The organism is Burkholderia pulmonis, assembly GCF_984667975.1.
The window spans coordinates 2,483,076-2,495,342 of the sequence record NZ_OZ480187.1; the positions used below are offsets into that span (position 1 = coordinate 2,483,076).

Genomic DNA, 12,267 nt, shown 5'->3' on the forward strand with positions numbered 1-12,267 from the left:
CCGAAACCGGAGACACAGATGAACAAGCAAGCCATCGACGCACTGCTGAAGACCTTCGACGACGCCGCAGAGAAACCCGGCAACCCGCGCGTGCGCGCGATCGTCAACCGGATCGTGAAGGACATCTGCTACACGATCGAGGACTTCGACGTGCAGCCGAGCGAATTCTGGACGGCGCTGAACTACCTGAACGAAGCCGGCCGTGAATTCGGGCTGATCGCCGCGGGCCTCGGCCTCGAGCGCTTCCTCGACGTGCGGATGGACGAAGCCGAGGAAAAGGCCGGCGTCCAGGGCGGCACGCCGCGCACGATCGAAGGGCCGCTGTATGTCGCCGGCGCACCGGAATCGGTCGGCCATGCTCGCCTCGACGACGGCACCGATCCGGGCCAGACGCTGATCATGCGCGGCCAGGTGCTCGGCCAGGACGGCGCACCGCTCGCGAATGCGCTGGTCGAGGTATGGCACGCGAACCATCTGGGCAACTACTCGTATTTCGACCAGTCGCAGCCGGCATTCAACCTGCGCCGCTCGATCCGCACCGATGCCGACGGCCGCTACAGCTTCCGCAGCGTGCTGCCGGTGGGCTACAGCGTGCCGCCGGGCAGCAAGACCGAGCAGCTGCTCGACCAGCTCGGCCGCCACGGCCATCGTCCGGCGCACATTCACTTCTTCGTTTCGGCGGACGGTTATCGTAAGCTGACGACGCAGATCAACATCGACGGCGATCCGCACCTGTGGGACGACTTCGCGTTCGCGACGCGCGACGGGCTGATCCCGCCGGTCAAGCAGGCGGAAGGCGCGGAAGGCAAGCCGTACGGCGTCGACGGGCAGTTCGCGCTGATCGACTTCGACTTCGCGCTGCTCAAGGAAAAGCAGGACGTACCGGCGAGCGAAGTCGACCGGGCGCGCGCGCAGGCCTGAGCGCCCTTCCCGTTCGACGAATCGACCATTCAAGGAGTGCAGGATGCTGTTTCATGTGGAAATGACCGTTCGCCTGCCGGCGGACATGGATCCGGTCAAGGCGGCCACGCTGAAGGCGGAAGAAAAGGCGATGTGCCAGCGGCTGATGAACGAAGGCATCTGGCGTCATCTGTGGCGGATCGCCGGGCAGTATGCGAACGTCAGCATCTTCGACGTCGACAGCGTGCAGCAACTGCATGACCTGCTGAGCCAGCTGCCGCTGTTTCCGTACATGGAGATGGAAGTGCGGGCGCTGTGCCGGCACCCGTCGTCGATTCGCGAAGACGACCGGTAAGCCACGCCGAATCGCGGCCGTGACCGACGGCCGCGAGATGCACGACCCGGCGGCCCGCGATGTCTCGCAGGCCGCGCGGGTCGTTTTGCGTTTGGCGTTGACGACGATGCCCCGTGTCGTCGTGCATCAGCGTGCGCACTAGCCGTCACGCGGTCAGATGCGCGGCAAACCCCACCTTCCCCGGCGCGATCCCGTCCTTCAGCGTCAGCGCCGGAATCTCGTACTCGCCCGTGTTCTGCCGCCGGAACGGAATCGGCTGCGTGGTCCACAGATCGTCGAGCCGCCGGCCGAGCGCCGCGCGCGTTTCGGCAAAGCGCGCTTCGTCCATCTTGCCCGTCCGGTAGATCACGAACGGCGGCAGCACGTCGAACCCCGGGTAATACAGCACGCCGTGCTGGATCGGGAACAGCACGTCGTCGATCGGCCCGTTGATGCCGCGCGGGCTGTAGTGCGACTCCCACCCGCCCGTCGTGACGACCACCATCGCCCGCTTGCCGGCAAACATGCCTTCGCCGTAGCGATCGCCCCAATGCGTATCGGAATGCTCGCCGACGCCGTAGGCAAAGCCGTACGCATACACGCGCTCGATCCAGCCCTTCATGATCGCCGGCATCGAGAACCACCACAGCGGGAATTGCAGGATCACCGCATCGGCCCACTTCAGCTTCTCCTGCTCGCGTGCGATGTCCGCGCTTTGCGTCCCCGCCGCGAAAGCGCGCTTCGAGTCGAGCGACGGATCGAACCGCGCGTCGGGCGCGCGATCGGTCACGTCGTTCGCGTCGAACGACGCTTTCCAGTTCATCGCATACAGGTCGGTCACCTGCACCGCGTGGCCGGCCGCCTCCAGATGCGCGACCGCGAAGTCGCGCAGCGCACCGTTCAGCGAACGCGGTTCGGGATGGGCATACACGATCAGCACGTTCATGTTCGTCACTCCGTTGATTGAATGACTGCAGGATGCCGCCGCCGAAGGTATATTTGAAATGAATTCCTGATATTCCAGGTATAGCCATGACTAATCTCAGACGACTCGATCTGAACCTGCTCGTCACGCTGGACGTGCTGCTTGCCGAGCACAACGTCACGCGTGCGGCCGAGAAGCTGAACATGTCGCAGCCATCGGTCAGCGTGCAGTTGCAGAAACTGCGCGACGTGTTCGGCGATCCACTGCTGCTGCCCGGGCCACGCGGGATGCGGCCGACCGCACGCGCGGAAGCGCTGCGCGAGCCGTTGCGCGAGGCGCTCGAAGCGGTCGAGCGGGCGGTGGTTCCGGCCACGCCGTTCGATCCCGCGACCGCGACGAACACGTGGCGCGTGGCCGCGACCGACTACGGCGAATCGACGATCGTGCTGCCCGCGCTGCACACGCTGCGTTCGGCCGCGCCCGGTACGCGGCTCGCCGTCGTCGAGCTCGTGCCGCCGCGCATCGAGCAGGATGCCGAACGAAACGGGATCGACCTCGCGTTCCATACGACCGAGGGCTCGCCGCCCGGCATGCGGCGCCTGCCGCTGTTCGCCGAGCGCTACGTGCTGATCGGCCGCGCCGGGCATCCGAAGCTGAAGCGGCGCCCGACGCTCGCGCAGTTCGGCACGCTCGAACATGTGATCGTGTCGCCCGACGGCGGCGGCTTCTTCGGCGTGACGGACGAAGCGCTCGCGAAGGCCGGCGCCGCGCGGCGCGTCGTGCTGTCGGTACCGCATTTCCTGTTCGTGCTGTCGGCCGTCGCGAGCACCGATCTCGTCGCGATGCTGCCCGAGCGGCTGGTGCGCGACGTGCCCGCGCTGCGCGTGGTGGAAGCGCCGGTCGAGGTGCCCGGCTATGAAATGTCGATGCTGTGGCACGAGCGCGTGCATCGCGATCCGGCGCATCGGTGGCTGCGGGAGACGATCTCGGCAGCGGTGTGAATCGTTCGCGTGACCGGTGCGGCCGCCCGCTTCGATCGCCACCACACGAAATCCTTCATTCGGGGCTTGAAACCGCGCCAAACACTGTATATATTTACAGTGCTTTTGCACCATTTGACCCGAATTCCGTCATCCACAGACGAACGGACTTTTGTGAGGCGACCATGTTCCAGGCATCCGCATTCGATCCCGAGCAACCCGGCTTCAATCCCGTCCACTTCGAGCGCGCCGCGCAGCGGGCCGTCGTCGATCTGCAGCGCGTCGCGGGCGGTCCCGCGCAGCGGGCGCTCGGCCTGCGGCGCCGCACCCATCCCGCGGCCGTCCGCACGATGAGCTGGCAGGCGCTGCTGAACGTCGAAGAGCTGGCATTCTCGAATGCCGGCTTCCTGAACCGCAACGATCCGACCGTCATCGACGCGTTCATCCGGCTGCGCGACAGCCGGCTGGTCGCCGCGGACGTCGAGGAGCCGGTCGACTGGCGCCGCGACGACGACGACCTGCCGGCCATCTACCTGATCGTCAAGGCGATGCTCGACGCGGAAGAGGAAGAGCGGGCCGAAGCGGCCTGAGCCTAGATGGCCGTGTGCGCTCACGGCCTGCCGGGTGCGCGTCGCCACGTTGCGCGGTGACGCGGTCGGCGCTGCCGTTCATGGCGGTTCTGCGTCAGTGAATCCGCGTATCGGTCAGCAGGCCCGGAACGTAGACGTCGCGCAAGCGAAGCATCGCCGCGCGACATCTACGTTCGGGTGACCGTCGCAGCAGCCCCGCCCTTACAGTCGAGCCGCCAGCCGTGAGCCCTGATCGATCGCGCGCTTCGCATCGAGTTCGGCCGCGAGTTCCGCGCCGCCGATCAGGTGCACCGAGCGCCCGGCCGCCTGCAGCGGCGCGAGCAACGCTCGCTGCGGCTCCTGCCCCGTGCAGAGCACGATCGTGTCGGCTTCGATCAGTTCGTGATCGGTGCGCTGCTCGCCATACGACACGTGCAGCCCGCGCGCGTCGATCCGCTCGTAGTTCACGCCGCCGACCATCTTCACCTGCTTCATCTTCAGCGTCGCGCGGTGAATCCAGCCGGTCGTCTTGCCGAGCCCCTTGCCGAGCGGCGCGGACTTGCGCTGAAGCAGCGTCACCTCACGCGCGGGCGCCGTGACCTGTGCACGCGTCACGCCACCGCGCGTCGCGGCCGGGTCGGTCACGCCCCACTCGGCCTTCCATTCGTCCAGATCGAGCGCCGGCGATTCGCCGTCCTGCACCAGGTATTCGGCGACGTCGAAACCGATCCCGCCCGCGCCGACCACCGCGACCCGCCGGCCGACCGGCTGCTTGCCCGCGAGCACGTCGATGTAGCTGAGCACGTTCGGCCCGTCCTGCCCCGGAATCTTCGGATCGCGCGGCGCGACGCCCGTTGCGAGCACGATCTCGTCGTAGCCGCCCGCGATCAGGTCGCTCGCGTCCACGCGGCGGTTCAGGTGCAGGTTCACGCCGGTCAATTCGACCTGGCGGCCGAAGTAGTTCAGCGCTTCGTGAAACTCTTCCTTGCCCGGCACCTGCTTCGCCATGTTGAACTGGCCGCCGATCTCCGACGCACCGTCGAACAGGTCGACGTGATGGCCGCGCTGCGCGAGCACGGTCGAGCACGCGAGCCCGGCCGGCCCCGCGCCGACCACCGCGATGCGCTTCGGTTGCGGCGCGGGCGTGTATTTCAGCTCCGTCTCGTGGCACGCGCGCGGATTCAGCAGGCACGACGCGATTCGGTTCTTGAACGCGTGATCGAGACACGCCTGGTTGCAGCCGATGCAGGTGTTGATCTCGTCGGCGCGGCCCTGCGCGGCCTTGACGACGAACTCGGCATCCGCGAGCAGCGGGCGCGCCATCGACACCATGTCCGCGCAGCCGTCCGCGAGAATCTGCTCGGCCACTTCGGGCCGGTTGATCCGGTTGGTCGTCACGAGCGGAATGCCGACCTCGCCCTTCATCTTCTTCGTCACCCACGCGAACGCGCCGCGCGGCACCGACGTCGCGATCGTCGGCACGCGCGCCTCGTGCCAGCCGATCCCCGTGTTGATGATCGTCGCGCCCGCACGCTCGACCGCCTTCGCGAGCTGGACGGTTTCGCTCCAGTCGCTGCCGTCCGGAATCAGGTCGAGCATCGACAACCGGTAGATCAGGATGAAATCGCGGCCGACCGCTTCGCGCGTGCGCTCGATGATCTCGATCGGCAAGCGGATGCGGTTCTCGTACGACCCGCCCCATTGATCGGCGCGCTTGTTCGTATGCATCGAGATGAACTGGTTGATCAGGTAGCCCTCGGAGCCCATGATCTCGACGCCGTCGTAGCCGGCTTCACGCGCGAGCTTCGCGCAGCGCACGAACGCGCGGATCTGCCGCTCGACGCCGCGCGCGCTCAGTTCGTGCGGCGCGAACGGCGAGATCGGCGACTTGATCTTCGACGGTGCGACCGCAAACGGGTGATAGCCGTAGCGGCCCGTATGCAGGATCTGCAGCGCGATCTTGCCGTCCTCCGCGTGAACGGCCTCCGTGATCTCGCGGTGCCGGCGCGCGGCGGCCGACGTCATCAGCGTGCCGCCGAACGGCTTGGTCCAGCCGGCCACGTTCGGCGCAAAGCCGCCCGTCACGATCAGGCCGACACCGCCGCGCGCGCGTTCGGCGAAATATTCGGCGAGGCGCGGCAGCGTCTTGCGGCTGTCCTCGAGGCCCGTGTGCATCGAGCCCATCAACACGCGATTCTTCAGCGTCGTGAAGCCGAGATCGAGCGGCGCGAGCAGGTGGGGAAAGGATGTCGTCATGATGATTCTGCCAATAGTCGATGCCTGCCATCGTAGGCGCGCGCCACCTTGAGCGTGAGGGGGCAAACAGCCATAATGCTTGTCATTTCCGGCCAAAAATACATGACCTCCCCTTCCGCCAAAGACCGCCTCGGGCTGCGCCGGCCGACGATTCCGGTTGCCTACACGCGCCTGCTGCTGCAGGCGCTGGCCGCGCGCGGCGTCGACCTGGCCGCCGTGCGCGCCGGCACGGGCCTGCGCGACGCTGTGCTGGCCGAACCGGACGCCCGCGTCGCGCCGTCGCAATGGGGGCGGCTCGTGCTCAACGCGATCGAGATCGGCGGCGATCCGGGCATCGGCCTCGCGTTCGGGCTGCTGCTGAAGCCGACCGTACACGGCTTTCTCGGCTATGCGACGCTGACCGCGCGGGACATCCGCGAAGCGCTGTCCGTCACGCAGCGCTACTTCCGGATGCGCAACCGCCAGTACCGGCTGACCTATGCGGAAGACGCACGCGGCGCGACGCTCGAACTGCATGGCGTGCAGGCGAGCCCCGTGCTGCAGCATCACGTGATGTTCGAATTCGTGCTGACGGGGCTCGCGCAGAACATCTCGCAATGGGCCGGGCGCGCGTCGCCGTCGATCAGGCTGCAATTCGCGTGGCCGGAGCCGGCGTATTTCGCGCGCTATCGCGATACGTTGCCGCCCGTCGAATTCGGCTGCGCGGCCAACGCCTTGTGGATCGCACACGACGTGCTCGACTGGCCGTTGCCGCTCGCCGACGAAGCCGCGCACCGGCAGGCGCTCGTGCAGGTCGAGCGCGAGTATGCGCAGGTGCGCCAGGAGGAAGGCGATCTGGTCGAGCGGGTACGCGCGGAACTGGCGCGCGCCACCGGCGACTACCCGGGGCCGGAAATGCTCGCCGACGCATTGCTCGTATCGACGCGCACATTGCGGCGCCGGCTCGAGGAGGCCGGATCGAGCTATCGACAGTTGCTTGACGAAGCGCGGTTTCGCGACGCGAAGCAGTTGCTCACCGCATCGGATCTCGACCTGAAGACGATCGCCGAGCGACTGCAATTCACCGACCCCGCGAACTTCACGCGTGCGTTCCGGCGCTGGGCCGGACAGACGCCGAGCGCATACCGGGCAGCGGCTGCGGGTACGGCGCACGGCGGATAAGCAGCAGTAGCCGGCACGAGGTGCCGCCTCGCGATTTCATCGGTATGATCAATCCCACGCCAAAGCGGCACCAACCCGCGCACTCTCCCGCCCATGCCCAATCGCACCACGCTGATCGAATCGACGATCGACCGCTTCGATACGAACCTCGTCCGGATCGGGGCCGACATCAAGAAGGTGCCGCTTTATCGCCTGACGATGCAGGACACCTGCTATTTCATCGCGGCCGGTGATATCGATGCGGAAGCATTCAAGGAAATCGATCTATTACAGCCCGGGATGGCGGTACGCGCGTGTGTATTCGACGATCGAGGCCGCCGTCGGATCGCGTGGATCAGGAGCTACGACTTGGCGATCGCACCTTACGATGCGCTCCGACAAAGGGAAAGTAACCTGTCGCTGCTCACGTGGGCGTCGTGCATCTTCATACTCAGCCTGCTGATCGGTGCCGCCACCTTCAAGTCGGGCTGGGCATTCGTCGGTGCGATGACCTTGTTCGTGAGCATCATCAGCCTGCTCGGCACCCTGCTCGCGATCGCCGGCCTGTCCGAACTGGTCTTCCGGCCGCAGCGGCGCGAAGCCCAGGAAAAGTGGCAGTGCGAACCCGCCAGTTTCACGGTGGAACGGAGCAACGCATGACAGATCGTGCGATGCAGATCGCGTCCGGTTGCGTGACGTCGGTGAGCCAGAAGACGATCAGTACGAAGGTCTGGAGCAACAACCTCGGCTCGACCACGCAAACCATCGAGGAGATCGCGCTGCAGCTCGACACGTTCGACGCGCCGCTCACGCTCAGGACAAGCGGCACGCGGGACCTGTTCATCGTCACGGGCGACCGGCTGGAGGTCGCCTATGCCGAGGGCAAGGATCGCCTCGACATCTACGGCATCCGCAATGCAACCGATCGCTCGGTATACCTCGTTCGCACTGCAAAAGTCGCCGGCGCCCGCGCCGATGTGATCGTGACGATCGGCGTGCTGGTCGCCGCGACCTTCGTCTTCGGCATCATGTCCGCGGTGACACGCAGCACGGCCGGGATGCTCGACGTGTTCGTATGGTTCGGCGCAGCCGCGCTCGGCCTCTTCATGCTGAGCACGATCCTGCGTACCGTGTTCGGCGTGGTCATGTGGCCCGAGATCCAGCGGCTCAAACAGCCCGGCGGCAAACGCGAAATGAATGCCGCGAAGCGCGCACTGTCGCTCGCACCGGAAGAGACACCGCACATCCGCTTCATCTGACTGGCGCAACACGCGCGCGACGCGTCAGCCGCCAACGGTAATCCGCGCGCCGCCGTCCCCGTCGCCCGCCTCGATCCGCACGTCGCCCGTCGCGGCGACGATCGCGTCGTACACGTCATCGGCCACGCACACCACCGGCACCGCGATCGCATACAGCTCGGCGGCCACGATCGCGCCGATCGAGATGATCAGGTCGCGCTCCTTCAGCACGATCCCGACCGGCCCCGTGCCGTTGCGCACGGCTTCCGCCAGCACGCTGCTGCTCGAACTCGAGCCCTTCGCATGCGGCATCACCATCACCTTGCCGGCGAGGCTCGCACCGGCCTGCGGATGGCCGCGATCGACGATCCTGCCCGCGCCCGAGTCGTAGCCGCCCCAGAAGCTGAGCGGCTTGCCGAGCACGAAGGGCCGCGCGCATGCGCTGCCCGGCACGAGCGTGTCGCCCGTCAGTATCTTGCCCGTCGCTTCATTCATCGAATCGCACCTTTCCTTCATACGCGGACCGCACGCATTCGCGCATGCTGCCGTACGCGACCGTCACGCCGATGTTCGCGGGCGCATACGACGCCCACTTCCCCGAGTTGGTCATCACCAGCCCCGACAGCTGCTTCATCACCGGCGTGATGTACGTGCAGGTATCGACGACGATCTGGATGCCACGCGCGGCGAACTTGTCAGCAAGCCCGGCTTCTTCCATTTCCCACAGGATGAAGCGGCTCGTGTTCACGTAGAAATCGCAGGCCGGCTTGCCGTCGAATGCGTCGAGCAACGTGTCGAGCGTGCGGAATTCGGCGAGCGAGAAATGCGGCGTGCCGAGCGCCACCGCGACGAGTGCGTCGCCGGCCGCGCCGTGGTTCAGCGTGCGGCGAATCTCGTCGAGATCGGCCATCGCGACGTCGACCGTGCGTTGCGCCGCTTGCCCGTGCAACGCGGCGTCGAGCGTCGGCGCCTCGGGCGTCACGCCCACTGCATGAAACAACGCGACAGCCCCGCTCGATGCGGCGGCTGCGCCGAGCGCCTTGAGTTCGTCTTCGGTGGTATCCGCCGGCAGCCCGACGATCGCCGGGACGACCGCGCCCGCGATTTTGCCGATCAGCAGTCCGAGCGCCGCGAAGTAGATATCGCGCGACGGCAGGCAGGTGAAATCCGGCGCGTTGAACACGATCCGCGCTGCGCGGTTCGCTTCAACATGCAGCCCTGCATACGGCGCGCGCCCGGTGATCGCGGCAGCCAGGTCGAGAAAATCGCCGTACCGGCTAGTGCGCGCGCCGAGCACCGAATTCGCGAACACGATCGCATTCGATTCGGCCCACGCGATCTGCTCGCCCTTCGCGGGGCGCTTCTTCAACTGATACGGCGCGCACGTGAAGCTCGATTCGCAGCCGAGCTGCAGATGCGCGTCCATCAGGCGCTGCGCATCGCGCTGGATCGTTCGGTCGCCGTGGTACAGCTCGGGGTGGATCAGGTCGAGCGACCCGACGTTCAGGGTGGTCGGCACCGCGACCTTCGCGCCGGTGTCGACGAAATACTCGACGAAATCGAGGCTCGTCTGGCCGTGATACAGACAGCCGTCGATATGTGCGGACGAAATGTCGATCAGGTGCGGCGCGGACATCACTTGCGCCGTACGCGCGACGATCCGCATCGCGCGCGCGACGCCGTCGCCGAAATCCCCGCGCAACATCGCGTCGTCGCGGTCACTCAACTGCAGCATCGGTTGCTCCTCGTGACTCGTACCGGCGGCGCCGGCCCGTGAAATCCGTCAGAGGACTCTACAACTGGAAATAAAAACTGTCCAGATTGGCATCGATCCGGACAGCTTTAAAACCAATTCCCGCCACAAAAAGCTACCACGGCAGCCAATGGCTCGAATTCCGCTCCAGTTCGCCTAGCGCTCCGCCGTCACGCTGAACAACTCGTCGCGCAACGCCTTCGCGCGTTCGCGGCCGAACTGCGTCTCGAATTCGTCCTGCGCGGCCTGCCACGCGACTTTCGCCTGCACGAACGTGCGCTCGCCGAGCTTCGTGAGATGCAGCGCATGCGCGCGCGCATCGTGCTCGGACGCGGCCGTCGCGACGAAGCCGTCGCGCTGCAGCGGCTTCAGCGCGCGCAGCAGCGTCGTGCGGTCCATCACGAGCTTCTCGGCGAGTTCGCTCATCAGCAGGCCGGGCCGGTACGTGAGGTTCGCCATGATCGAGAACTGTGCCGGCGTGACGCCGACCGGGGCCAGATGGCGTTCGTACAGCTGCGTGACGAAACGCGCCGCCTGTCGCAGCGCGAGGCAGTTGCACGCCTGGGCAATCGAGGTGTCGTTCATGCTTCGCAATTTATATGTGCATATGCATAAAGTCAATGTACACTCCGCCGTAACCAGGCCGGGGCCGGCCCTCGCGTCAAGGAGACGGACATGGACTACATCGACAAGCTGCGGATTTTCCGGTCGGTGGTGGAGATGCGCAGCTTCACGCGCGCCGCCGACATGCACGGCCTCGCGCGGCCCGTCGTGTCGCGCGCGGTCGCCGATCTGGAAGCGCGCTTCGGCAGCCGCCTGCTGCACCGGACCACGCGCCAGGTGTCGCTGACCGAAACGGCCGAGCGCATCTACGAACGCTGTGCGGCCGTGCTCGACGAACTCGACGCGCTCGAAGTCGAAGCGCAGACGCAGACCCGCGAACCCGAAGGCCTGCTGCGCCTCGTCGCGCACACGACGGCCGCGCTGAACCGGCTCGTGCCGCTGATCGCCGGCTTCAAGCGCGCCCATCCGAAGGTGCGCCTCGACGTCACGCTGACCGAGCGCCCGGTCGATCTCGTCGGCGAAGGCTACGACATCGGCATCGTCGTGCCGTACATGCTGACGAGCGAATCGACCGTCGTGCGGCTGGTCGAGCGCATTCCGGTCGTGATCGTCGCGACGCCCGCGTATCTGCACGCGCATGCGCGCCCCGAGACGCCGGCCGACCTCGCCGGCCATCCGTTCGTCCCGATCTCGCCGTCGCTGCGCCGCCCTGCACTGTCGTTCCGCGTCGACGGCGACACGCTCACCGTGCCGTTCCGTTTCGACATCTCGTCGAACAGCCCCGTCTTCAATCGCGAAATGGTGATGCACGACTTCGGCATCGGCGTCGTCCCGAAAACGCTCGTCCAGGCCGAACTCGCATCGGGCGCGCTCGTGCAGTTGCTGGAAGACGCCGATCTCGTCGACAAGTTCGTCGAGATCAAGCTCGCTTACGCGAACCGCGCGCTGCTGCCGGCGAAGGTGAAGGCGTTCATCGACTACACGGCCGCGTATTGCGACCGCGAAGGCTGGATCGTTCCGGCGGCGGCCTGAGCGACCGGGCACCCGACGGCGCCGGGACGCGCCGCCTCGATGCCGATTGATACAGCCACGACACCAGTCTGATCCCGCCCCGGCCATCGCTTCGCGCGGAACCTCGCCCTAACATGTGCACATGCACAAGACTACGCTCACCGATGACGATTGCTTCGCGGTCCGGCAAGCCGCCCGGCGGATCTCGCAGTTCTACGAGCGTTACCTGTCGCGGGCGGGTGTCACGCCGTCGCAGTACAGCATTCTCGCGCTGCTGCGCGACCGGCCGGGCCTGACGATGGCGACGCTGTCGAACGTGCTGGTGATCGAACGGACCGCGCTGCTGCGGGCGCTCAAGCCGCTCGTCGGCGCGGCGCTGGTGACGGGCCGGATCGAGCCGCCGTACCGCCGCCAGACCTTCGCGCTGACCGCGCACGGCGAAACGAAAATCGCCGACGCGCACGTGCACTGGCTTGCCGCGCAGGAAGCATTCGAACGGCGCTTCGGGCCGACACAGGCGGCCCGCCTGAGAGACGAACTGTTCCGGATCACGCACAACCTGCCGGAACGCTAGCCCCTTCCCCGATCGACGCAATG

At 66.6% G+C, this 12,267-nt stretch carries 14 protein-coding genes; 9 read left to right on the forward strand and 5 right to left on the reverse strand.

What is annotated here, in order from left to right:
• Positions 1-18 precede the first annotated feature (18 nt).
• Positions 19-921, forward strand: a complete 903-nt coding sequence (gene catA / locus AC5LXK_RS27755; protein ID WP_493391849.1) for a catechol 1,2-dioxygenase — start codon at positions 19-21, stop codon at positions 919-921.
• Positions 922-964: 43 nt separating this feature from the next.
• Positions 965-1,255: a muconolactone Delta-isomerase gene (gene catC / locus AC5LXK_RS27760; protein WP_493391850.1), complete on the forward strand. Its 291-nt coding sequence runs from the start codon at positions 965-967 to the stop codon at positions 1,253-1,255.
• A 145-nt stretch (positions 1,256-1,400) separates the two neighbouring features.
• Here the strand turns inward: catC and AC5LXK_RS27765 are convergent, their stop codons facing one another.
• The gene (locus tag AC5LXK_RS27765; protein ID WP_493391851.1) at positions 1,401-2,180 is read right to left on the reverse strand and encodes an NAD(P)H-dependent oxidoreductase; all 780 of its coding nucleotides are present in this window, start codon (positions 2,178-2,180) and stop codon (positions 1,401-1,403) included.
• 86 nt (positions 2,181-2,266) lie between these two features.
• Between AC5LXK_RS27765 and AC5LXK_RS27770 the strand changes: the two genes are divergently transcribed.
• Together AC5LXK_RS27770 and AC5LXK_RS27775 are read left to right on the forward strand one after the other, a co-directional pair.
• Positions 2,267-3,160: a LysR family transcriptional regulator gene (locus AC5LXK_RS27770; RefSeq protein WP_493391852.1), complete on the forward strand. Its 894-nt coding sequence runs from the start codon at positions 2,267-2,269 to the stop codon at positions 3,158-3,160.
• Between the two features lie 164 nt (positions 3,161-3,324).
• Positions 3,325-3,729 (forward strand): DUF2471 family protein, encoded by a 405-nt coding sequence (locus tag AC5LXK_RS27775; RefSeq protein ID WP_493391853.1) that lies wholly within the window; start codon positions 3,325-3,327, stop codon positions 3,727-3,729.
• A gap of 201 nt (positions 3,730-3,930) precedes the next feature.
• On the opposite strand, the gene AC5LXK_RS27780 is transcribed toward AC5LXK_RS27775, so the two are convergent.
• Positions 3,931-5,964, reverse strand: a complete 2,034-nt coding sequence (locus tag AC5LXK_RS27780; protein ID WP_493391854.1) for a 2,4-dienoyl-CoA reductase FMN-binding domain-containing protein — start codon at positions 5,962-5,964, stop codon at positions 3,931-3,933.
• 75 nt (positions 5,965-6,039) lie between these two features.
• Between AC5LXK_RS27780 and AC5LXK_RS27785 the strand changes: the two genes are divergently transcribed.
• The 3 genes from AC5LXK_RS27785 (at position 6,040) to AC5LXK_RS27795 (ending at position 8,363) form a co-directional block, all read left to right on the forward strand.
• Entirely contained in the window at positions 6,040-7,125 is a 1,086-nt protein-coding gene (locus tag AC5LXK_RS27785) for an AraC family transcriptional regulator (RefSeq protein WP_493391855.1), read from the forward strand.
• Between the two features lie 93 nt (positions 7,126-7,218).
• Positions 7,219-7,764 (forward strand): hypothetical protein, encoded by a 546-nt coding sequence (locus AC5LXK_RS27790; protein WP_493391856.1) that lies wholly within the window; start codon positions 7,219-7,221, stop codon positions 7,762-7,764.
• Entirely contained in the window at positions 7,761-8,363 is a 603-nt protein-coding gene (locus AC5LXK_RS27795; protein WP_493391857.1) for a hypothetical protein, read from the forward strand. The genes AC5LXK_RS27790 and AC5LXK_RS27795 overlap by 4 nt, the downstream gene beginning before the upstream one ends.
• A 24-nt stretch (positions 8,364-8,387) precedes the next feature.
• Here the strand turns inward: AC5LXK_RS27795 and AC5LXK_RS27800 are convergent, their stop codons facing one another.
• The 3 genes from AC5LXK_RS27800 to AC5LXK_RS27810 form a co-directional block, all read right to left on the reverse strand.
• Positions 8,388-8,837, reverse strand: coding sequence for an aconitase X swivel domain-containing protein (locus tag AC5LXK_RS27800; protein WP_493391858.1), 450 nt, complete (start codon positions 8,835-8,837; stop codon positions 8,388-8,390).
• Entirely contained in the window at positions 8,830-10,077 is a 1,248-nt protein-coding gene (locus AC5LXK_RS27805; protein ID WP_493391859.1) for an aconitase X, read from the reverse strand. The genes AC5LXK_RS27800 and AC5LXK_RS27805 overlap by 8 nt, the downstream gene beginning before the upstream one ends.
• Positions 10,078-10,251: 174 nt before the next feature.
• Positions 10,252-10,680 (reverse strand): MarR family winged helix-turn-helix transcriptional regulator, encoded by a 429-nt coding sequence (locus AC5LXK_RS27810; RefSeq protein ID WP_493391860.1) that lies wholly within the window; start codon positions 10,678-10,680, stop codon positions 10,252-10,254.
• A 90-nt stretch (positions 10,681-10,770) separates the two neighbouring features.
• Here AC5LXK_RS27810 and AC5LXK_RS27815 point away from each other — a divergent pair, with 90 nt between their 5' ends.
• Positions 10,771-11,691 (forward strand): LysR family transcriptional regulator, encoded by a 921-nt coding sequence (locus AC5LXK_RS27815; protein ID WP_493391861.1) that lies wholly within the window; start codon positions 10,771-10,773, stop codon positions 11,689-11,691.
• Between the two features lie 121 nt (positions 11,692-11,812).
• The gene (locus tag AC5LXK_RS27820; protein ID WP_493391862.1) at positions 11,813-12,244 is read left to right on the forward strand and encodes a MarR family winged helix-turn-helix transcriptional regulator; all 432 of its coding nucleotides are present in this window, start codon (positions 11,813-11,815) and stop codon (positions 12,242-12,244) included.
• Positions 12,245-12,267 lie beyond the last annotated feature (23 nt).

Coding starts and splice junctions, on each gene's coding strand:
- catC (WP_493391850.1), top strand. CDS start 965: ATGCTGTTTCATGTGGAAATGACCGTTCGCCTGCCGGCGGACATGGAT.
- catA (WP_493391849.1), top strand. CDS start 19: ATGAACAAGCAAGCCATCGACGCACTGCTGAAGACCTTCGACGACGCC.
- AC5LXK_RS27805 (WP_493391859.1), bottom strand. CDS start 10,077: ATGCTGCAGTTGAGTGACCGCGACGACGCGATGTTGCGCGGGGATTTC.
- AC5LXK_RS27785 (WP_493391855.1), top strand. CDS start 6,040: ATGCTTGTCATTTCCGGCCAAAAATACATGACCTCCCCTTCCGCCAAA.
- AC5LXK_RS27790 (WP_493391856.1), top strand. CDS start 7,219: ATGCCCAATCGCACCACGCTGATCGAATCGACGATCGACCGCTTCGAT.
- AC5LXK_RS27810 (WP_493391860.1), bottom strand. CDS start 10,680: ATGAACGACACCTCGATTGCCCAGGCGTGCAACTGCCTCGCGCTGCGA.
- AC5LXK_RS27775 (WP_493391853.1), top strand. CDS start 3,325: ATGTTCCAGGCATCCGCATTCGATCCCGAGCAACCCGGCTTCAATCCC.
- AC5LXK_RS27815 (WP_493391861.1), top strand. CDS start 10,771: ATGGACTACATCGACAAGCTGCGGATTTTCCGGTCGGTGGTGGAGATG.
- AC5LXK_RS27780 (WP_493391854.1), bottom strand. CDS start 5,964: ATGACGACATCCTTTCCCCACCTGCTCGCGCCGCTCGATCTCGGCTTC.
- AC5LXK_RS27800 (WP_493391858.1), bottom strand. CDS start 8,837: ATGAATGAAGCGACGGGCAAGATACTGACGGGCGACACGCTCGTGCCG.
- AC5LXK_RS27820 (WP_493391862.1), top strand. CDS start 11,813: ATGCACAAGACTACGCTCACCGATGACGATTGCTTCGCGGTCCGGCAA.
- AC5LXK_RS27770 (WP_493391852.1), top strand. CDS start 2,267: ATGACTAATCTCAGACGACTCGATCTGAACCTGCTCGTCACGCTGGAC.
- AC5LXK_RS27765 (WP_493391851.1), bottom strand. CDS start 2,180: ATGAACGTGCTGATCGTGTATGCCCATCCCGAACCGCGTTCGCTGAAC.
- AC5LXK_RS27795 (WP_493391857.1), top strand. CDS start 7,761: ATGACAGATCGTGCGATGCAGATCGCGTCCGGTTGCGTGACGTCGGTG.